The sequence below is a fragment of the Amycolatopsis balhimycina FH 1894 genome, assembly GCF_000384295.1.
GTDB lineage: Bacteria > Actinomycetota > Actinomycetes > Mycobacteriales > Pseudonocardiaceae > Amycolatopsis > Amycolatopsis balhimycina.
The window spans coordinates 2,892,750-2,912,374 of record NZ_KB913037.1; the positions used below are offsets into that span (position 1 = coordinate 2,892,750).

Annotated in this window: 22 protein-coding genes; 12 read left to right on the forward strand and 10 right to left on the reverse strand. The window is 72.4% G+C overall.

Annotated features, from left to right (window positions below):
- Positions 1-37: 37 nt before the first annotated feature.
- Positions 38-862: a DUF72 domain-containing protein gene (locus tag A3CE_RS0112245; protein ID WP_020640382.1), complete on the reverse strand. Its 825-nt coding sequence runs from the start codon at positions 860-862 to the stop codon at positions 38-40.
- A gap of 209 nt (positions 863-1,071) precedes the next feature.
- On the opposite strand from A3CE_RS0112245, the gene A3CE_RS0112250 reads away from it, so the two are divergent.
- On the forward strand, positions 1,072-1,533 hold the full coding sequence (locus A3CE_RS0112250) for a hypothetical protein (protein ID WP_020640383.1): 462 nt from the start codon (positions 1,072-1,074) through the stop codon (positions 1,531-1,533).
- 53 nt (positions 1,534-1,586) lie between these two features.
- Here the strand turns inward: A3CE_RS0112250 and infA are convergent, their stop codons facing one another.
- The 3 genes from infA to A3CE_RS53465 all read right to left on the reverse strand — a co-directional run bounded on the left by infA (position 1,587) and on the right by A3CE_RS53465 (position 3,229).
- On the reverse strand, positions 1,587-1,811 hold the full coding sequence (gene infA / locus A3CE_RS0112255; protein WP_020640384.1) for a translation initiation factor IF-1: 225 nt from the start codon (positions 1,809-1,811) through the stop codon (positions 1,587-1,589).
- Positions 1,811-2,554 (reverse strand): GNAT family N-acetyltransferase, encoded by a 744-nt coding sequence (locus A3CE_RS0112260; protein WP_026468405.1) that lies wholly within the window; start codon positions 2,552-2,554, stop codon positions 1,811-1,813. The genes infA and A3CE_RS0112260 overlap by 1 nt, the downstream gene beginning before the upstream one ends.
- 177 nt (positions 2,555-2,731) lie before the next feature.
- Positions 2,732-3,229 (reverse strand): GNAT family N-acetyltransferase, encoded by a 498-nt coding sequence (locus A3CE_RS53465; protein WP_020640386.1) that lies wholly within the window; start codon positions 3,227-3,229, stop codon positions 2,732-2,734.
- A gap of 99 nt (positions 3,230-3,328) precedes the next feature.
- On the opposite strand from A3CE_RS53465, the gene A3CE_RS0112270 reads away from it, so the two are divergent.
- Positions 3,329-3,955 (forward strand): VOC family protein, encoded by a 627-nt coding sequence (locus tag A3CE_RS0112270; protein ID WP_020640387.1) that lies wholly within the window; start codon positions 3,329-3,331, stop codon positions 3,953-3,955.
- Here A3CE_RS0112270 and pdxR read toward each other — a convergent pair whose 3' ends face one another.
- The gene (gene pdxR, locus A3CE_RS0112275) at positions 3,956-5,362 is read right to left on the reverse strand and encodes a MocR-like pyridoxine biosynthesis transcription factor PdxR (protein WP_020640388.1); all 1,407 of its coding nucleotides are present in this window, start codon (positions 5,360-5,362) and stop codon (positions 3,956-3,958) included.
- Positions 5,363-5,409: 47 nt separating this feature from the next.
- Here pdxR and A3CE_RS0112280 point away from each other — a divergent pair, with 47 nt between their 5' ends.
- Together A3CE_RS0112280 and A3CE_RS0112285 are read left to right on the forward strand one after the other, a co-directional pair.
- A complete protein-coding gene (locus A3CE_RS0112280) occupies positions 5,410-6,564 on the forward strand; it encodes an MFS transporter (RefSeq protein ID WP_020640389.1) in 1,155 nt (384 codons plus the stop codon).
- Positions 6,565-6,587: 23 nt separating this feature from the next.
- Positions 6,588-7,388, forward strand: a complete 801-nt coding sequence (locus tag A3CE_RS0112285) for an Fpg/Nei family DNA glycosylase (protein WP_020640390.1) — start codon at positions 6,588-6,590, stop codon at positions 7,386-7,388.
- Here the strand turns inward: A3CE_RS0112285 and A3CE_RS0112290 are convergent.
- Positions 7,385-7,867: a DinB family protein gene (locus tag A3CE_RS0112290; protein WP_020640391.1), complete on the reverse strand. Its 483-nt coding sequence runs from the start codon at positions 7,865-7,867 to the stop codon at positions 7,385-7,387. The genes A3CE_RS0112285 and A3CE_RS0112290 overlap by 4 nt on opposite strands.
- Positions 7,868-7,941: 74 nt before the next feature.
- Between A3CE_RS0112290 and A3CE_RS0112295 the strand changes: the two genes are divergently transcribed.
- Positions 7,942-8,736 (forward strand): PIG-L family deacetylase, encoded by a 795-nt coding sequence (locus A3CE_RS0112295; protein WP_026468406.1) that lies wholly within the window; start codon positions 7,942-7,944, stop codon positions 8,734-8,736.
- Positions 8,737-9,171: 435 nt separating this feature from the next.
- The gene (gene mtnA / locus A3CE_RS0112300; protein ID WP_020640393.1) at positions 9,172-10,137 is read left to right on the forward strand and encodes an S-methyl-5-thioribose-1-phosphate isomerase; all 966 of its coding nucleotides are present in this window, start codon (positions 9,172-9,174) and stop codon (positions 10,135-10,137) included.
- On the opposite strand, the gene A3CE_RS0112305 is transcribed toward mtnA, so the two are convergent.
- A complete protein-coding gene (locus A3CE_RS0112305; RefSeq protein ID WP_020640394.1) occupies positions 10,134-10,358 on the reverse strand; it encodes a ferredoxin in 225 nt (74 codons plus the stop codon). The two genes, mtnA and A3CE_RS0112305, sit on opposite strands and share 4 nt — an antisense overlap.
- Positions 10,352-11,533 carry a cytochrome P450 gene (locus A3CE_RS0112310; protein ID WP_020640395.1) on the reverse strand — a complete coding sequence of 394 codons (1,182 nt, stop codon included), beginning with the start codon at positions 11,531-11,533 and terminating at the stop codon, positions 10,352-10,354. The genes A3CE_RS0112305 and A3CE_RS0112310 overlap by 7 nt, the downstream gene beginning before the upstream one ends.
- Before the next feature lie 174 nt (positions 11,534-11,707).
- Between A3CE_RS0112310 and A3CE_RS0112315 the strand changes: the two genes are divergently transcribed.
- The 4 genes from A3CE_RS0112315 to A3CE_RS0112330 are packed head-to-tail and all read left to right on the forward strand — an operon-like array spanning position 11,708 to position 14,231.
- Positions 11,708-12,217, forward strand: a complete 510-nt coding sequence (locus tag A3CE_RS0112315) for a PadR family transcriptional regulator (RefSeq protein WP_020640396.1) — start codon at positions 11,708-11,710, stop codon at positions 12,215-12,217.
- Entirely contained in the window at positions 12,214-13,428 is a 1,215-nt protein-coding gene (locus A3CE_RS0112320) for a cytochrome P450 (RefSeq protein WP_020640397.1), read from the forward strand. The genes A3CE_RS0112315 and A3CE_RS0112320 overlap by 4 nt, the downstream gene beginning before the upstream one ends.
- A gap of 3 nt (positions 13,429-13,431) precedes the next feature.
- Positions 13,432-13,626: a ferredoxin gene (locus A3CE_RS0112325; protein ID WP_020640398.1), complete on the forward strand. Its 195-nt coding sequence runs from the start codon at positions 13,432-13,434 to the stop codon at positions 13,624-13,626.
- Between the two features lie 41 nt (positions 13,627-13,667).
- Positions 13,668-14,231, forward strand: coding sequence for a TetR/AcrR family transcriptional regulator (locus A3CE_RS0112330; protein WP_020640399.1), 564 nt, complete (start codon positions 13,668-13,670; stop codon positions 14,229-14,231).
- 28 nt (positions 14,232-14,259) lie between these two features.
- On the opposite strand, the gene A3CE_RS0112335 is transcribed toward A3CE_RS0112330, so the two are convergent.
- On the reverse strand, positions 14,260-16,998 hold the full coding sequence (locus tag A3CE_RS0112335; protein ID WP_020640400.1) for an FAD-binding and (Fe-S)-binding domain-containing protein: 2,739 nt from the start codon (positions 16,996-16,998) through the stop codon (positions 14,260-14,262).
- Between the two features lie 37 nt (positions 16,999-17,035).
- Here A3CE_RS0112335 and A3CE_RS0112340 point away from each other — a divergent pair, with 37 nt between their 5' ends.
- A complete protein-coding gene (locus A3CE_RS0112340; protein WP_020640401.1) occupies positions 17,036-17,863 on the forward strand; it encodes a PHP domain-containing protein in 828 nt (275 codons plus the stop codon).
- Between the two features lie 62 nt (positions 17,864-17,925).
- Here the strand turns inward: A3CE_RS0112340 and A3CE_RS50915 are convergent, their stop codons facing one another.
- Positions 17,926-18,960: a Glu/Leu/Phe/Val dehydrogenase dimerization domain-containing protein gene (locus A3CE_RS50915; protein ID WP_043790822.1), complete on the reverse strand. Its 1,035-nt coding sequence runs from the start codon at positions 18,958-18,960 to the stop codon at positions 17,926-17,928.
- An 80-nt stretch (positions 18,961-19,040) separates the two neighbouring features.
- Between A3CE_RS50915 and A3CE_RS0112350 the strand changes: the two genes are divergently transcribed.
- The gene (locus A3CE_RS0112350) at positions 19,041-19,496 is read left to right on the forward strand and encodes an Lrp/AsnC family transcriptional regulator (protein WP_026468408.1); all 456 of its coding nucleotides are present in this window, start codon (positions 19,041-19,043) and stop codon (positions 19,494-19,496) included.
- Positions 19,497-19,625: the final 129 nt, after the last annotated feature.

The window sequence follows — 19,625 nt, forward strand, 5'->3', positions numbered from 1 at the left end:
CCAGATGCCGCGGTACCCCGCACGATCGTGACGTCGCTCAGAACAGCGTCGCGGGCTCGACCGGCTCCGGCTCGGGCAGCGCGTCGAGGCCGGGCACCAGCACTCGCACCTCGTCGTGGAACCGGCGGGCGAGCGCCGGCGCGTCGTCGTTGTCGGGGGTGTGCACGAAAACCGTCGGCGACCGGCCCTCACGCAGCCAGCCGGCGACCACCGCGGTCCACGGCCGCCACCCCTCGACCGTCTCCTCGACCGAGTCCCGGCCCAGGTAGCGCACGATCGGCCGGTCGGTCAGCGCCCGCGTCCGCCGCGGCAGCCGCGGTTTCTTGGCCCAGGCGTCCTGCTCGGCCTCGCTGGCCGGCGGCCGCTGGAAGAAGACGGTGGTGTCGAACGGCACCCACTCGGCCTCCGCGTCGGCGAGCGCCCCCTCCAGCAACGACGTCGAGCCGGCATCGGTGAAGAACCCGGGGTGACGCACCTCCACGGCCCGCCGGCGGCCGGCGGGGAGCCGGCGCAGGAAGCGGCGAAGGGCGTCGACGTCGGAAGGGCCGAACGAGCCGGGCAGCTGCGTCCACAGGACCGCCCGTTCGCCGAGGGGTTCGATCGCGTCCAGGAACGCCCGCATCTCGGCCTCGACCCCGGCGAACCGGCGCTCGTGCGTGACGACCTTCGGCAGCTTGACCACGAACCGGAAACCGGGGCCGGTCTGCTGCGACCAAGCCACGACGGTGTCCCGGGCCGGAGTCGCGTAGAAGGTGGTGTTGCCTTCGACCGCGTTGCACCAGCCGGCATAGGCCCGCAGGCGTTCCTTGGCCGGCAGCGACGGCGGCAGGAACCGCCCGGGCCACGCCTTGTGGGTCCACATCGCGCAGCCGACGTGAAGACGTGCCACTGTGTCAGCTCCCCTCGATCGTCGAGAGACCGACCATACTGCCGCCGGCACCAGCACCGGGCCAAGCCGCCGCCGTTCCTGCGGGCGTGACCCGGGCGGCCGCCGCCGCCAGCGCTTACGCTGGGTCCGGCCCTCGGCGGAGAGGACTCCGCCGCCCGTTCGCACCCCCGGAGGACTGCGCCATGCCCTACGCCGTGGACTTCGACACCGTGTCGGCCACCGGCCTGGAGTCTTCGCCGGTCGCGGCCGCGCTCGCCGGCCTGCGGGCGAACGAGGCCCGGTACTTCAAGAACAAGTACGACCACGTCTTCACGGTCGAGCCCGCGAGCGAGGCCGCGTCGACCATCGGCTGGGTGCACCGGATCCTCGAGGAGGAACGCGGCATCGTCATCGCCGCTCGCCCGCTCGAAGCGACCGCGTTCCAGGTCGAGAACATCCGGATGGCCTACGTCTTCTACGAAAACGGCCTGTCGATCAACGTGATGTACACGATCGAGGAGTCCGGGAAACGGGCGGTCGGGTTCAAGCTCTCCGACGGGATGGAAGTCCCCGAGGAACTCTCCTCGTTCAAGTTCGCCCGCCAGAAGTCCAAACTGGCCGGAACCATCCGCGGCTCCTACTTCGTCATCAAGAACGAGTACTGATCCTCCAGCGGAGTCCGCCGCCGGGGACAAACCCCGGCGACGGACTCCCAGCACTAGTTCCGATACCGGAACAGGATCCGCCCCCGGCCGAGGTCGTACGGGCTCAGCTCCACCAGCACCCGGTCGAACGGCAGGATCTTGATGTAGTTCTTCCGGATCTTCCCGCTGATGTGCGCGAGCACCTTGTGCCCGTTCTCGAGCTCCACCCGGAAGGTGGCGTTGCGCAGGCACTCGACGACGGTGCCCTCCACCTCGATACCGCCCGCGGTCTTCGCCATCAACGCAACACCAGCTCGAGGTTGCTGCCGGTCCGGCGCGCGCCGACGCCGTCGAACAGGGCCGTCGCCGCCACGTTCGCCTCGCTCACTTCCGCTGACGCCGTCTCGATTCCGGCGTCGTGCAGGGCACCGAGCACGTGGGTCAGGAGCGCGCGGCCGATCCCCCGGCGCTGTTCGGACGCGCGGACCGCGACCAGGCCGATCCGGGGCTGCCGGGCCACCGCCGCGAGCCGGAGCAGGCCCACGTACTCGTCGCCGCGGGCCGCGATCGTGTACTTCGACGGGTCCAGCGCCGGGATGCGGGGCAGCACCTCGGCCGGCATTTCGTGCCAGCCGATGCCTGCCTCGACTTCGGCGCGGATCGCGCGGTCCAGCTCGCGCAGCCGCTTCTCGTCCGCCTCGCGGCCGGGAACGATCGTCACGGCGGAGGGAGCCGCCGGGGCCGTCGGGACGTGGTATTCCCATTCACGGCGCCGGATCGTGAAGCCGGCTCGCCGCCATCGGGACGTCAGCTCGACGTCGGTTTCGCCGACCACTGTGGACAGTGGCCTCGGCAGGGCCGGGAGCATGGCGCCGGCGAGCTGGTCGAAGACCGCGCTGTGCCAGACGTCGATGCTCAGGAAGAGCCGTCCGTCGGGCCGGGGAGAAGCTTCGCCGCGGCCGACCACGCGGTCGTCGTCCAGAGCGTGCCATTGCCGCTCCGCGACCCGGGTGACCACCACGGTGGGTTGTCCAGGTTTCATGGGTGTCGCCTTTCGGGAGTGCTTGCCGAGCGCTCCCGGCGACACTTACGTCAGCCGCCCGACCGTGACGACGGCAGGGAGCACCCACATCGATGGAACGTTCATGGGTTATCACCTCCGACAGCCGGGTCACGGTCCACGGCAAGCTATCAGCACGCCGCTCGTCCTGCCCAGCGATTAACCGAGCCGGGCCGCCGGCTCCGCGAGATCCTGCCGCATGGCGACCACGCTGCGCAGCGTCGTGTAGCCGACGTCCGCGTTGACGCGGAGCATGTGCGCGTTGTCCTCCCCCGTCGTGGTGCTGATCCGCGCCACCGCCGGCCGCTCCGCGACCAGCCACCGGGCCAGGTGCGCCTTGACGCAGCGGCCGAGGCCGTGTCCGCGATGCCCGGCCAGGACGGCGGTGTCCCGCTGGTAGGCCCAGTCGGGCCGGCGCGGGTGCAGGCACACTTCGGTGAACCCGGCGACGTCGCCGCGGCGAGCCACCCAGTGCGCGGCCGGGCCCATGCGGGGGAGCGGCTCGGTCAGCCGCCCGGCCACTTCGGCGAGCGGCAGCCCGGGTTCGCCGGGCCGGTCGGCGGCCTCGCTCGCCGCCACCACCGCGTGGTAGCCCGCGAACTCCGTCTCCGTCGCCCGCCGTGGGTCGAACCGCTCGATTCGCGGACTGTCCGGCACCGGCCTGCTCCTCCCCCTCGCCCGGCCCCCAAGGTACCGCCGCGGACCGATCAGGAATCGAGAAGCGCCGGCCGGCGGGCCGCACCTAGCGTTACCGGCATGACGAACATCGAAGCCATCACCCTCGAAGTCACCGACCCCGCCGCCGCGGAACGCTTCTACGCCACCGCCTTCGGGCTCACCACTCAGCTGCGCTTCCGGGCCTCGGAGGAGCCGACCACCGGCTTCCGCGGGTTCACCCTCTCCCTCACCGTGCCCCAGCCCGCCGACGTCGACTCCCTCATCGGCACCGCCCTCGAAGCCGGGGCCACGACCATCAAACCCGCCACCAAGTCCATGTGGGGCTACGGCGGCACCGTCCGGGCGCCGGACGGGACGATCTGGAAGCTCGCGACCTCCGCCAAGAAGAACACCGGCCCGGCCACCCGCGAGATCGACGCCGTCGTGCTCCTGCTCGGCACCGCCGATGTGGCCGCCAGCAAGAAGTTCTACGTCGACCACGGCCTGACCGTCGGGAAGAGCTTCGGCCGCATGTACGTCGAGTTCGACGCCGGTTCGAGCCCCGTCAAGCTGGCGCTGTACCGGCACAAGGCCCTCGCCAAGGACGCCGGCGTCTCCCCCGGCGGCTCCGGCTCGCACCGGATCGCGGTCGCCGGCGCGAGCGAGCCGTTCACCGACCCGGACGGGTTCGCCTGGGAAACCACCGCGACCGCGACGCTGTCCTGATCACCCGCGCAGCAGGTCGGCGATGGCGGCGACGGCGGGCTCGATCGCGTGCTGCGAGGTGTCGCCGAAGCCGAGGACGAGCCGCGGCGGCCTCGGCCCCGGCGCGTGGTGCAGCGGGGCCAGGCCGTAGAGCCCGACGCCCCGCTGCCGGGCCTGCTCGATCACCCGCGCCTCGTCCGTCCCGGGCGGCAGGTGCAGGATCGCGTGGAAGCCGGCGGCGAGCCCGGTGACGCGCAGCCCGGGCGCGTGCGCGGCCAGCGCGTCGACGAGCGTCCGGCGCCGGAAGGCGTATTCGGCGCGGGCACGGCGCAGGTGCCGGTCGTAACGCCCGGATTCGATGAGCAGGGCCAGCGCCAGCTGGTCGATGCCCGGGCTCCCGCGGTCGCTGACGCGCTTGTCGCGCACCAGCGCGGGAAGCAGCCATTCGGGGGCGACCAGCCAGCCCAGGCGCAGGGCCGGCGCGAGCGACTTGCTGACCGTGCCGAGCGAGACGACGTGATCGGGGTCGAGGCCCTGCAGTGAACCGACCGGGTCGCGGTCGTACCGGAACTCCGCGTCGTAGTCGTCCTCGATGACGACGCCGTCACGCCGTCGCGCCCACTCGATCAGCTCCTGACGGCGGTGCCCGGCGAGCACGACCCCCGTAGGCCACTGGTGTGCCGGGGTCACGAGCACGGCACGGGCCCCGCTGTCGTCGAGCGCGGCGATGTCCAGGCCGTCCTCGTCGACCGGGACCGGCACCGCGGTCAGACCCGCCGCGTTCGCCTGCTCGGCGGTCGAGCGGAAGGCGCCGGGGTCCTCGAAGGCCAGGGTGCCGATGCCGCCGGCCGCGAGCGCCCGCAGCACCAGGCCGAGGGCCTGCGCCATCCCGGTGCAGACGACGACCTGCTCGGCCGTGGCCGCGACCGCGCGCACCCGCCGCAGGTAGGCCGCCAGCACCTCGCGCAGCTGCCGGTCGCCTGCCGGGTCGCCGTAGTCGAAGGCGGTGTTGGGCGCGGTGCGGCAGACCTCGCGGACGGCCCACGCCCAGTCCTCGCGCGGAGCCAGGCGGAGATCGGGGACGCCGTGGCGGAAGTCGGCGATCGCGGGCCGCGGCGGGGCCGGCGTGCCTGCCCGGGGTGGCGCGGCCCGGCGGGCGACCGGAGCCACGCGCGTGGCCGATCCCGGACGGCTGGTCAAGTACCCCTCGGCCTGCAGCTGGGCGTAGCAGTCCTGCACCAGGCCACGGGACAGGCCGAGGGCGCGGGCGAGCTCGCGCGACGACGGCAGCCGCTCGCCGCCGGCCAGGCGGCCGCCGCAGATCGCGTCGCGCAGCTGCTCCTCCAGCTGCGCGCGGAGCCCGGCGCCGCTCTCGCGGTCGATCGTGAACAGCAGCTCCGGACCCGAACCGGCCCACTCCACAGCCATGGAACTGGACCTTACCAGTGACCCAGTTCGCTTCTAACGTTCTTGCCATGACCGTTGACCTGCAGCTCCGCCCCCGGCTGGTGTCCCGTGCCCTGGCGGTGCGTTTCGTTTCGATCGTCGGCTCGTCGATCGGCTTCTACCTGCCGCTTTCGGTGGTGCCGCTGTTCGCGAAGCAGGCGGGTTCGGACGCCGGTGCCGGGCTGGCGACGGTCGCGCTGCTGCTGGCCACCGTGGCCGCCGAACTGGTGACGCCGAGGCTCGTCGCCCGGGTCGGCTACCGGTGGGCGCTGGCCGTCGGGCTGACCCTGCTCGGCGCGCCGGCACTGGTCCTCCCCTTCAGCGCCGACCTCCGCGTGATCATCGCGGTCAACGTGGTGCGCGGCATCGGGTTCGCCATCGCCATCGTGGCCGGTGGCGCCGTCACCGCCCTGCTGATCCCGGCCGAGCGGCGAGGTGAGGGCCTCGCGCTCGTCGGGATCGTCGGCGGGATTCCCGGTCTGCTCGCGTTGCCGGCCGGGGTGTGGGCGGCGGCGCACTGGGGTTACACCCCCGTGTTCGTGGTGACGGCGGGGGCCACCTTGCTGGCCTTGGTGTCCGTGCCCGGCCTGCCGCGGCACGCCGCGACCCCGCGGGACGACGAGGGGCACGGAGTGCTCGCCGGCCTGCGCAACCCGGTGCTGACCCGGCCCGCGACGCTCTTCGCGGTGTCGGCCGCCGCGGTCGGCGTCCTCGTCACGTTCCTGCCGCTCGCCGCCACGGACCAGCCGGCCTGGGTCGCCGCGAGCGCGTTGCTCGCCCAGCCCGCGGCGGCCACCGTGACCCGCTGGATCGCCGGACGGCTCGGCGACCGCCACGGCCCGGCCCGGCTGCTGGTCCCCGGCCTGGTGCTGGCCGCCGCGGGGATGGCGGCCATCGCGTGGACCGGCACGCCGGCCGCGGTGATCGGCGGGGCGCTCGTGTTCGGCGCCGGGTTCGGCGTCCTGCAGAACGCGACGCTGACGCTGATGTACGCCCGGGTGCCCGCGGGCGGCGAGAGCGCGGTGAGCGCGATCTGGAACGCGGCCTACGACCTCGGCATGGCGGCCGGCGCGCTCGGCGCCGGGCTGCTCATCGGCTCGGCCGGATACCCGGCGACCTTCGCGCTCACCGCCGTGATGATCCTCCCGGCGCTGCTGGTGGCCCGGCGCGACCGGCGTCCGTGACGGGGTTCCGGCAAGCTGGTGGGGTGCCCGAACTCCCCGAGGTCGAACTCGCCCGCCAGGTCCTCGCCGGCGCGCTCGGCCGGAAGATCCGGGACGTCGACGACCACGACGACTGGGTCTGCCGTCCGCACGCGCCCGGGGACATCGCCGCCGCGTTGCGGGGCGGGCGGCTGACCGAAGCACACCGGCGGGGCAAGACGCTGTGGTGCGAAACGGAAGGCGGCGACGGGCGGCCCGGCCCCAACCTCGGGGTACACCTCGGGATGGCGGGGCAGCTGCGGTTCGCGGGCGAGAGCGGGCCACCCGGGCCGGGCCGGTTCCGCGATCGCGAGGAGAAACCCGAGTGGTTCCGGTTCGGGATCACCTTCGCCGACGGCGAACAGCTGCGCCTGTTCGACACGCGGCGCCTGGCCCGGGTGCGGCTCGACCCCGATCTCGACGCGCTCGGCCCCGACGCCGGGGAGGTTTCACGCGGCGAGTTCCGCGACCGCGTCGGCCGCGGGCGAGCGCCGGTGAAGGCGCGGCTGCTGGACCAGTCCGTGGTGGCCGGGATCGGCAACCTGCTGGCCGACGAAACCCTCTGGCAGGCCGCGCTGAACCCGGCCCGTCCGGTGCACGAACTGGACGGCGACGACCTCACGAACCTGCACAAGGCGCTGCGGAAGTCGTTGCGCGCGGCGATCAAGCACGGCGGCGTGCACACCGGCGAGATCATCGGCCACCGCCGGGCGGGTGGCCACTGCCCGCGCTGCGGCGCCGTGATGACCCACGGCACCGTCGGCGGCCGGTCGACCTGGTGGTGTTCTAAGGAACAGTCCGGCTAGCGCGGTCCCAGGCCGGTGCGGCCGTCGATCAGCTCCCGCACCACGTCCAGGTGGCCGGCGTGCCGGGCCGTCTCCTCGAGCACGTGCAGCACCACCCCGTGCAGATCGGCGATCTCGTCCGCGAGCGGACCGGGGTGGCGGCCCCGCGGTGGCGCGGACAGCGGTGTCGCCGCGAAGATCTCGTCGGACCGGCGGCACTGTTCGCGGTAGAACGCGAAGACGGCCTCCGGACGCCGCGGCGTGGCCGGCGGCCCGGGCTCGTCCGGCCAGGGCAGGGGATCCGCGGTGCCGGTGACGACCTCCTGGAACCAGTGCCGTTCGGCGTGCCCGAGGTGCTCCACCATGCCCAGCGGGGTCCAGCCGGACGGCAGGACCGGAGTCGTCAGCACCTCCGCCCCCAGCCCGTCGAGGATCGCCAGGACGCTTTCGCGCTGCGCTCGCAGGAACATCCGCAACGTGCGTTTCTCCGCGTCGGCCACGATCGCGGACCTTAGCGGCGGGACCGCATCCTGGCGGGCGGTTTTTGTCGGTGGCACCCGGTAGCGTCGTGGACATGGCAACACTGGTCACCTTCCACGCCCACCCGGACGACGAATGTCTCCGCACCGCGGGCGTCATGCGCAAAGCCGTCGAGGACGGGCACCGGGTCGTGCTCGTCGTCGCCACCAAGGGCGAGGCCGGCGAAGTGCCTGAAGGCTTTCTCGCCGAGGGCGAAAAACTCGAGGACAGGCGCGTCCAGGAGTCGTACGCGGCCGCGGAGATCCTCGGCGTCGAACGCGTCGAGTTCCTCGGCTACCGCGACTCCGGGATGATGGGCGAGCCGACGAACGACGATCCGGCCTGCTTCTGGCGCGCCGACGTCGAAAAGGCCGCCGAGCAGCTGGCGGCGATCCTGCGCGAGGAGTCGGCCGGCGTCCTGACGGTCTACGACGACAACGGCGACTACGGCCACCCGGACCACATCCAGGTGCACCGCGTCGGCGTCCGGGCCGCCGAGCTGGCCGGCACCGCCCGCGTCTTCCAGGCCACGTTCAACCGCGAGTTCATGCAACGCGGCTTCGAAGCGGCCGTCGAGCAGGGCCTGATGCCGCCCGAGGCAGCGCCGAAACCACCGGAGAACGTCGAGTTCGGCAAACCGGAAGCGGAGATCACGGCGGCGGTGGACGTGTCGAAGTACGCGCCGGTCAAGCGCGCGGCGATGCGGGCCCACCCGAGCCAGATCAGCGAGGACATGTTCATGCTGGCCATGCCGGACGACGCGTTCACGTTCGCCTTCGGCACCGAGTGGTTCATCCGCACGGGCCAGGGCCCGGGCATCACGGAGACGGACCTGATGGCCGGTCTCTGATCCCGGCTTGGCCGGCCCGGGCCAACCGAACCGGGTCAGGCCGGGCACGAGTTGCCCGTCCTGACCCCGTGTCGCCCCTCCCATCACGCGTGATCGCTCCCCAATCACACGAGATCCGCCTTCGATCACACGAGTCACGGCCCCGATCACGCGAGTTACCAATCCGGCCAAAAGTAGGCCGACCCCCGCGCGGCACGTAACCGTTGCTACAAAGCCATTCGGCCGTGACTGTGGTCGGATTGGTAACGATCGACACAGTACGCTCCTGACCACGCGGGTCCAGCCCCGATCACGCGAGCCGTCCCTCCAGATAGCGCGAGTTCGCCGGTCCGATACGCCGCACTCGGGTGACCAGAGCCGTGACTCGCGTGATCAGAAACGGAACTCGCGTGTTCGAGCGCGTAACTCGCGGCAGGCGCTACCCGAGGAGGGCACGTGCGCAGGACCATCGACTGGGCGGACGGCGCGATCGTCATCATCGACCAGACCGCGCTGCCCGCGGAGTACCGGCTGCTCGAGCTGCGGACCGTCGGCGAACTGGTCGACGCGATCAAGCGGCTGGCCGTGCGTGGCGCACCCGCGCTCGGAGCGGCGGGTGCGCTGGGCGTCGCGCTGGCGGCCCGTCTCGGCGGGGACGTCCGGGCCGACGCCGAGCTCGTCGCCCAGGCCCGGCCGACCGCGGTCAACCTGGCCTGGGGCGTCGAACGCGCGCTCGCGAAGCTCCCCGAGGGTGCCGACGCGGTCCTCGCGGAGGCGCAAGCCCTGCTCACCGAGGACGAACGACTGAACAAGACGGCGTCGGCGCACGCGGCCGAGATCGTGCTGGCTGAATGCCCGCGCCGGCCGCTGCGGCTGCTCAGCCACTGCAACGCCGGGCATCTGGCGACCGTCGGCTGGGGCAGCGCGCTCGGCGTCGTCTGGCACCTGCACGAACGCGGTCTCGTCGAGGAGGTCCTCGTTGACGAGACGCGCCCGCTGCTCCAGGGCGCCCGGCTGACGGCGTGGGAACTGGCGCAGGCGAAAGTCCCCTACCGCGTCCAGCCCGACGGCGCGGCCGCCGCGGCGATGGCGCGCGGGCTGGTCGACTGCGTGCTCGTCGGCGCCGACCGGATCGCGGCCAACGGCGATGTCGCCAACAAGATCGGCACCTACGGCCTGGCGATCGCCGCAAAACACCACGGCGTGCCGTTCGTCGTGGTCGCCCCCTCGTCCACAGTGGACAGGCGGCTCGCGGACGGCACGGGCATCGCCATCGAAGAACGCGACGCCCGCGAGCTCACCGAATACGCCGGGGTACTCCTCACGCCGCCGGACGCGCGGGTCTTCAACCCCGCGTTCGACGTCACGCCGTCGGCGCTGATCACGGCCGTGGTCACCGAGCACGGCCGCTTCACGTCCTAAGGGCGCGGGCCGATCTCGCGGCCGCCGTCGGTCACGGTGATCGCCATCGCCGGACACGAATCCGCCGCGTCGAGCACGGTTTCGTCGGCGTCCACGGCCGAGGTCACCGGGTGCGCGACCGCGCCGTCCAGCGCGAACACCTCCGGCAGCAGCGCGGCACACATCCCCGAGCCGATGCAAGTGTGTTCGTCGATCTCCACGTGCCAGGTCATCGTCACCATCCGATCGGCATCGTCCGCGGTCCGCGGACGATCATCTGCGTCTTCCACACGATATCGCCGGCGAGGCGCAGCGCCGGCATTTCGGTGACCAACGCGCGCAGCGCCTCCTGCAGCTCCAGCCGGGCGAGCGGCGCGCCCAGGCAGTGGTGGACGCCGTGGCCGAAGCCGAGGTGGTGGTTCTCGGGGCGGTCGAAGCGCAGCTTGTCCGCGTCGCCGAACTGCAGCCCGTCGCGGTTGGCCGCGCCGACGGCGACCAGCACCGGCTCGCCCGCCCGCACGAGCACGTCGCCGACCTCGACGTCTTCGGTGGCGTAGCGCGGGAACGCGGCGCCGGCGCCCAGCGGGACGAACCGCAGCAGTTCCTCGACCGCCGCCGGGATCAGGTCCGGGTCGGCGCACAGCCGCTCCCACTGCTCGTGCTGGTCCTGCAGCGCGTAGACGAAGTTCGGGATCTGGCTCGCGGTGGTCTCGTGCCCGGCGATCAGGACGCCGACGCACAGGTCGACCAGTTCCAGCTCGGTGAGCCGGTCGCGAACGTCGCGGGCTTCGATCAGCGCCGTCATCAGGTCGTCCTGGGGGCGCGTGCGGTGGTCGGCGATCAGGCCGCGCATGTAGTCGCGCAGTTCTTCGCGGTTGCGCACGAACTCTTCGGGCGTCAGCCCGCTGGTGGACAACGCCGCGTCACTCCAGACGCGGAACTTCGGCCGGTCGGCGACCGGGACGCCGAGCAGCTCGCAGATCACCGCGACCGGGATCGGCAGCGCGTAGGCGTCGACGAGGTCGGCGGGCGGGCCGGCCGCCTTCATGTCCGCGATCAGCTCCGCCGCGAGGGAAGCGACGCGCGGCCGGATCAGCTCGACCCGCCGCGTGGTGAACGCCTTCGCGACCAGCGTCCGCAGCCGCGTGTGGTCCGGCGGGTCCATCTGCAGGATGCCGCCGTCCTGCACGGCGGGCGAAAGGCGCGGCGCGTCCTTTTCCTTCTCCATCGCCCGCGAGAATCGGCGGTCGCCCAGCACCAGCCGCGCGTCGGCGTAGCGCGTGGCCAGCCACGCCGGCTCGCCGTAGATCATCTTCACCCGCACCATGCCCTCGGCTTCGCGGGCGGCCGCGTAGGCCTCGTCGAGGTCGAGCCCCGCCTCCTCGTTGAAGGGGTAGGCAAGCGGTTCGGCAGTCATGAGGTACCCCCGTGCTCCAGATTTGTAAGCAGCCGCTTACAACGCTACACAGCGATCATGCTCACGTCGAGCGCCGTGGTGATCACCCAAGGTCACGCCGTAGCGGAAAGTTTCCGTCCGGATGTCACGGTCAGCCATTGCCTTGTCACGAAGACCTAGGTTACGGTGACCTAGGTGTGGATCGAGATCCTCTTGCTGTCGAAGCTGGCCGGCTCGCCGATGCACGGTTACGAACTGCGCAAGGCCGTGGAGGCGTCGACCGGCCACACCTTGTCGAACAACTCGCTCTACCCGACGCTGCGGCGTTTCGTCGACGCGGGCGCAGTGAGCCGCAGCGCGGAGGAGCAGGAGGCCAAACCGCCGCGGCACGTCTACACGATCACCGACGTCGGGCGGGAGCTGCTGCACGACATGCTCGCCGACTTCCCGATCGACCTGGCGCTCAACGAGCCCGAGTTCCTGGCCCGGGTCGGGAACTTCACCTGGCTGCGCGAGGACGAACGAGCACGCGTGCTCGGCACTCGCGAGCGCGCGCTGACCGCCGAGCACGCCCGGGTCAGCGGGCTGGCCGCCGGGCAGGCCGACCCCTGGAGCCGGGCCGCGCTGCAGCACGTCCTGGGGAAGTTCGACGCCGAACTCCGCTGGCTCGCCGACCTGAAAACCGACCCGAGAGAAGGCGCATGACCACCACCGAAGAAACGCCTCGGCTCCCCTTCGCCCGCGAGAACGCGCTGGCGATCGCCCCGGACTACGAAGCTCTCCGCCGGCAGGCGCCGGTGAGCCGGGTGCTGACGCCCGCCGGCGATCCGGCGTGGCTCATCACGTCGTACGAGGAGGCCAAGGAGGTCTTCCGCGACCGGCGCTTCGGGCGCTCGCACCCGAAGCCGGAAGAGGCGTCGCGGATTTCCTACGCCGCGGTGCAGGACGGCCCGAGCGGCGACTTCGAAACCGAAGAGCGGGAACACAAGCGGATGCGCCGGATGCTCGCGCCCGCCTTCTCCGCGCCCCGCATGCGCGCTCTCGGCGACCGCATCGCGGAGCTGACCGACCGCTGCCTCGACGACCTGCAGGCCGCCCGCGACGCCAACCCCGGCGAGCCCGTCGATCTGACCGACTTCCTCGCGTTCCCCTTGCCGGTGCTGGTGATCTGCGAACTGCTCGGCGTGCCGTACGCCGACCGGGAGCACTTCCGCGGGCTGTCCGAGCGGATCGCGCTGATGGACGGCGGCGAGGACGCCCAGGCGGCGATGACCGAGTTCAAGGCCTACATGACGAAGCTCGCCGACGCCAAGCGCGCCGACCCCCAGCCGGACGTCATCTCGGACATGGTCGCGGTCCAGGCCGACGACCCGTCCTTCACCGACGACGACCTCGCCCGGCTGGCGACCGGTCTGCTGTTCGCCGGCCACGAAACGACGTCCACGCGCATCGCCATGGGCACGTTGTTCCTGCTCAGCGACCCTGCCCGCCGCGATCGGTTCGCCGCCGACCCCGAGGGCCAGGTGAACCAGACCGTCGAGGAGATCCTGCGGCTGACGGCCACCAGCGGCACCGGCCTGCTGCGGTACGCCCACGAGGACGTCGAGATCGCCGGGACGCGGATCATGCGCGGCGACGCGGTGCTCATCGCCAGCGACGCGGCCAACCGCGACGCGTCGGTGTTCGCCGACCCCGACGACTTCGCCCCGGACCGGACGCCGAACGTGCACCTCGCCTTCGGCACCGGCGCCCACGTCTGCATCGGCGCCAACCTCGCCCGCACCGAGCTGCGGACGGTGTTCCCGAAGCTGTTCCGCCGCTTCCCCGGCCTGCGGCTGGAGGCCGGGATCGACGAGATCCCGGTCCGCACCAACCGCGTCGCCGGCGGCGTCGAGCGCGTCCCCGTGGCGTGGTGAGCCGTGGAGATCACCGCCGACACCGCCAGCTGTGTCTCGTCCGGACAGTGCGTCCTGCTCGCCCCGCACACGTTCGACCAGGACGAGGAGGACGGCACGGTCGTCCTCCTCACGGCCGAGCCCGCCCCCGGTGAGCAGGACGCGGTCCGGCAGGCGGAGCTGAGCTGCCCCGCCGCCGCGATCCGCGTCACCGGCTGAGCCACCGCGCTCCGGCCCGGCTTGACGGTTAACCTTCACCGGTGACCGAACAGCCGGGCCGGAAGCGTGACGCGGCCGCGACGCGGCAGGCGCTGCTGGACGCCGGCGCGAAGCTGTTCGCCGAGCGCGGGTTCGACCGGACGACCGTGCGGGACATCGCCGACCTGGCCGGGGTCAACCAGTCACTGCTGTTCCGCTACTTCGGCAGCAAGGAAGCGCTGTTCGAAGAGGTCATCGCCCGCAGCGGGCGCGAGCACCTCGAAACGCACCCGCCGCAGCGGCTGCTCAGCGCTTCGCTGCGCAACATGCTCGAGCCAGGGGGCGACCGGAACCGGACGCTGGAGACGTACCTGCGCTCGTCGGGCAGCGGCGACGTCGGGGCCGTGCTCCGCGAGGAAATCGGCCAGGAGTACGCCCGGATCCTGGCCACGCTGACCGACGCCCCGGACGCCGAGCTGCGCGCCGACCTCGCGCTGGCCTGGCTGATGGGCATCGGGGTGGTCCGCGAGATCACCGGCAAGCAGCCGCTGGCCGGCGCCGACCCCGACGACATCGTCCGGCTCGTCCTCACCGCCGTCCGGACGCTGCTGGAGCGCGCCGAATGAGCCGCGCCCAATGATCCGCGCCGAATGATCACGGCAGGGCGCGCCGCAGCAGTTCCGCCAGGTGCACCGGCTCACGACCCGACTCCTGGGCGATCTGCGTCCGGCAGCTGAAGCCGTCCGACACGACCACCGTCTCCGGGGACGCCGCGCGGATCGCGGGAAGCATCCGGTCTTCGGCGACCGCCTTCGACACGTCGTAGTGACCGCGCTCGAAGCCGAAGTTGCCGGCCAGGCCGCAGCAACCCGAGTCCAGCGTGGTGTTCCGGACGCCCGCGGCCGCCAGCGCGGACTCGTCGGCGCCGAAGCCCAGGACGGCGTGCTGGTGGCAGTGCACCTGCGTGATCGCGTCGACGTCGAGGTCCGCGAACGGGATCGGCGCCCGGGCCAGGAGTTCCGCGAACGTGAACGTCCGCGACGCCAGCAGCTCGGCGCGCGGGTCGCCCGGCAGCAGCGCGGGCAGGTCGCCGCGGAACAACGCCGTGCAGCTCGGTTCCAGGCCCGCCACCTCGTACCCGTCCGCCAGGTACGGCGCCAGCACGTCCAGGGTCCGGTCCAGGACCCGGCGGGCGACGCCGAGCTGGCCCGTCGACACCCAGGTGAGTCCACAACAGACTCCGCGGTCCGGCAGGACGACGTCGTAGCCGGCCGCGGTCAGCACCTCGTGCGCGGCCGCCAGCACCGACGGCGTCAGGTAGTTGTTGAACGAATCCGGCCAGAGCACCACGCGGCGCTCGCCCGGCGCCCGGCGTCGCAGATCCGCCCGCGTCCGGGTGAACGGCGCGGGCGCGAACTGCGGCAGCGCGCGTTCCGGGGCGATCCCGCCCAGCCGTTTGAGCAGGCCGGACACCCGCCGGGACCGCCCGACGGCGTTGGCCAGGCGGGGCATCCGCGCGCTCAGCCGCAGCCAGAGCGGCAGCCAGCCCATCGAGTAGTGCGACGCCGGGCGCCGCCGCCGCCGGTAGTGCTGGTGCAGGAACTCCGCCTTGTAGGTCGCCATGTCGACATCGACCGGGCAGTCGGACAGGCAACCCTTGCAGGACAGGCACAAGTCCAAGGCTTCGCGCACTTCGGACGAGCGCCAGCCGTCCGTGATCACCTCACCGTTGATCATCTCCGCCAGCAGGTGTGCTCGGCCGCGCGTCGAGTGCTTCTCTTCGCGGGTCGCCCGATAGCTCGGGCACATCACGCCGCCGCCGCTGGTGTTGCGGCACTTCCCGACGCCGACGCAGCGCCGCATCGCCTGGCCGAAACTCCCCCGGTCTTCGGGGTATCCCAGCACGGTGACGTCCTCAATGGACAGTGGCGCCGGACGGACGCGGAGGTTCGCGTCGACCGGCCGCGGCGCCACCAGGATGCCGGGGTTCATCCGCCCGGCGGGGTCGAAGATCGCCTTGAACCGCGCGAAGACGTCCATCATTTCCGGGCTGTACATGCGGGACAGCAGTTCGGACCGCGCCTGCCCGTCGCCGTGCTCGCCGGACAGCGATCCGCCGTGCGCCGCGACGAGGTCCGCGGCCTCCTCGAGGAACCGCCGGAACCCGGCGATCCCCTGCGAGGACAGCAGATCGAAGTCCAGCCGCAGGTGCAGGCAGCCCTCGCCGTAGTGGCCGTAGACCACGCTGCGGCGCCCGTGCGCCCGCATGAGCTCCTTGAACTCGCGCAGGTACGCGCCGAGCCGCTCCGGCGGGACGGCGGCGTCCTCCCAGCCGGGCCAGGCCTCCGAGCCGTCGGCGAGCCGGGTCGCGAGCCCGGCGCCTTCTTCGCGGATGCGCCACAACCGGCGTTGCGCGGCCGGGTCGTCGAGGATCGTGAAGCCGGTGAGGTCGAGCGACGAGGCCAGCGCGCGGGCCCGCTCGGCCGGATCGTCCCCGGCCAGTTCGACGAACAGCCAGGCCCCGCCCGGCGGCAGGTCGCCGGCCCGGCCGGGGAGCATCGCGACGAGCTCGGCGTCCACGCCCTCGACGGTCAGCGGGGACCACGGCAGGATCGACGGCACCGCGTCGGCGGCGGCGATGTCGGACGGGAACCCCAGCACCGCCAGCACCCGGCGCTTCGGCAGCTCGGCCAGCGCGACCGTGGCCTCCAGGACGGTCACGCACGTGCCCTCGCTGCCGACGAGCGCCTTGGCGACGTCGAAACCGTTCTCCGGCAACAAGTGTTCGAGCCCGTAGCCCGAGACGCGGCGTGGCCACGTCGAGAGTTCCTTGCGCAGCACCGCCAGGTTGTCCCGCACCAGCGCGCGCAGCTCGTCGAAGATCCGGCCTTCGGCGGGTTCGTCCCGGCCGGCCCGCAGCCGCGTGCCGTCGTAGAGCAGGACGTCCAGCGACCGGACGACGTCGGCCGTGCGGCCCCACGCCACCGAGTGCGAGCCGCAGGCGTTGTTGCCGATCATCCCGCCGAGCGTGCAGCGGCTGTGCGTCGACGGGTCCGGGCCGAACCGCAGCCCGTGCGGGGCGGCGACCGCCTGCAGGTCGTCCAGCACCGTGCCGGGCAGCACGCGCGCGAGCCGTCTCTCGGGGTCCAGCTCGAGGACGCCGCCGAGGTGCCTCGACGTGTCGATCACCAGCCCCGGCCCGCAGGCGTTCCCGGCGACGCTCGTGCCGCCACCGCGCGCGATCACCGGCAGGTCGCGCGCGCGGGCCTCGGCGACCGCGGCGACGACGTCGTCGACGGTCCGGGGCAGCACCACGCCGCGGGGGACGTGACGGTAGTTGGACGCGTCGGTGGTGTACAGCGCGAGCGTGGCGGCGTCGGTGAGGATCTCCACGCCCCCATTCAAGACGATCGGTGGGACGATCCGCTGCGTGACGATCGACCTGCACACGCACAGCACCGCCTCCGACGGGACCACGCCGCCCGCGGAGCTGCCCCGGCTGGCCGTCCTCGCCGGCCTGACGGTGATCGCCTTGACCGATCACGACACGTTCGCCGGACTGGCCGAGGCGACGAACGCGGCGGACGGCGTCGAGGTGGTCCCCGGCGTCGAGATCTCGTGCCGCCTCGACGACGCCGAGGTGCACCTGCTGGGCTACTTCGCCGACCCGGGGCACGCGCCGCTGGCGGCCGAACTGGAGCTGATCCGCACCGACCGGACCCGCCGCGCGGTGCGGATGGTGGAGCGCTGCCGCGAGCTGGGCGCGCCGATCACGCTCCCGCAGGTCGAGGCCATCGCGGGCGGCGCACCCCTCGGCCGCCCCCACGTCGCGTCGGCCCTGGTGGCGGCGGGCGTGATCGAGGACACGGCGGGCGCGTTCACCCCGGCCTGGATCGCCGACGGCGGCCGCGCGGACGTGCCGAAACACGTTTTGGCGACGACGGAGGCGATCGCATTGGTCCGCGCGGCAGGCGGCGCGGCGGTGCTCGCCCACCCGCGGTCGGTGAAGCGCCGAGCCGAGGTCACGGACGTCCAGCTGGCCCGGCTCGCCGAAGCGGGTCTCGCCGGGATCGAGGCGGACCACCCGGAGCAGCCGCCGGAGGTCAGGCAGCGGCTGAGCGAGGTGGCCACGGAGCTGGGGCTGGCGATCACCGGATCGAGCGACTTCCATGGCGACCGCAAGCCGGTCCGCCTCGGCGAGTTCACGACGTCCCCGGAGGTACTGGCGGCTCTCCGCGAGGCCGCTGAACAGCCGTGAATGGCACATTGAGGGACTTGACGTCCCTCAATGTGCCATTCACGGACCTTCTCGGGGCAGGTCTATGCGGCGACGCCGGACGCCGCGGCCGCAAGCCGCCGCTCGACCAGGGCGGACGCCTCCTCCAGCGGTGTGGTCCCGTTGGCCTTCGCGGCCTCGAGGAGGTCAGCGACGGTCCGCTCGATCGTCTCCACCCGGGCAAGCGCCGCGTCGTGGCTCAGGCCGCCTGCCTCCCGCGAGAGGGTGTAGAGGATGCCGCCCGCGCTCGCCACGTAGTCCGGGATCCACAGCACGCCCCGCGCGGCGAGGTCGGCCGCGACCGCGTCGGCCGTGAGCTGGTTGTTGGCCGGGCCGACCACCACCGGTGTGTCGAGCCGGGCCACCGTCGCCGGGCTCAGGACCCCGCCGACCGCCGCCGGGATCACCACGTCGGCCGTCAAGGTGAGCGCTTTTTCCGGCTCCACCCAGGTCAGTCCGCTGCTCTCGGCTGAAGCTCGCTTCGCCGAGTCGGTATCGGAGACGACGACGTCGGCGCCGGCCGCCCGCAAGCGAGCGGCCAAGTGGGTGCCGACCGCGCCGTAGCCGCTGATCACCGCCCGGCGGCCCGTCATGTCCGCCGTGCCGAACACGGCACGGAGCGCGGCGAGCACGCCGATGGCGGTCGGACCGCTGGATGAGCCCGTGCCGCCCGCGGACTCCGGCGTGCAGAACGCGAACGCCGAGACCTCGCGGAACACCAGCATGTCGTCCGGTCCGGTGCCGACGTCCGGGCCGGCGAGGTAGGCCCCGCCGAACTCGGCGATCAGGTCGGCGTGGTCGAGGAGGACGTCCCGGCGGTCCGCCGGCGTCAGCACGCGTCCCGGTTCCGGCGCGATGACGCTCTTGCCGCCTCCGTACGCGAGTCCCGCGACGGCGCACTTGGCCGTCATCGCGGCGGACAGGCGGAGGACGTCGGCGACGGCCTGGTCGAGGCCGGCGTACGGCTTGAAGCGGCAGCCGCCGACGGCGGGGCCGAGGGCGGTCGAATGGATCGCGATCATCGTGGTGACGCCGGATCGACGGCCACGGCGGGCCACGAGCTGCTCATGTGCGGTCATGTCGGCCTAAGTTAGAGTGAACATCGACGAAGTCGGCGAGCCGCCGAACGAAATTCGGTCCCGATACGGAGGTCCCGGTGCTGGACGAACTTGATTCGGCGATCGTGCGCCTGCTGCAGGAGGACGCGCGGCAGACCAACCGGGACATCGCCCGCAAGGTCGGCATCGCGCCGTCGACGTGTCTCGAACGGATCCGGTTGCTCCGCGAACGCGGCGTCATCCGCGGTTACCACGCCGACATCGACCTCGCGAGCCTCAACCGCGGCGTCCGGGCGCTCGTCACGGCGCAGGTGCGGCCGCTGAGCCGGGCGGTGATCGATTCCTTCCAGCGGTCGATCGCCGAGCTGCCGGAAGTGCTTTCGGTGTACGTCACGGCCGGAAACGACGATTTCCTGATCGAAGTGACCACTCCCGGCATCGACGCGTTGCACGCTTTCCTCACCGACCGGCTGGCATTGCGCCGTGAGATCGTCGGCTTCCGGACGTCGATCGTTTTCCGCCACCTGCGCAAGACCACGCTTGAACCGCTTTCCTGAGGGGTACTCCGGGATTACCCCGGAGCAGCGCGACACGCCACCCCTACGTGGAGACCCTAAATCCCCGGGTTCGCACGCTGGGAGGCGGAAACTGTCGGTGGTGGGGCGTCTAATGAGCACGACGGGAAG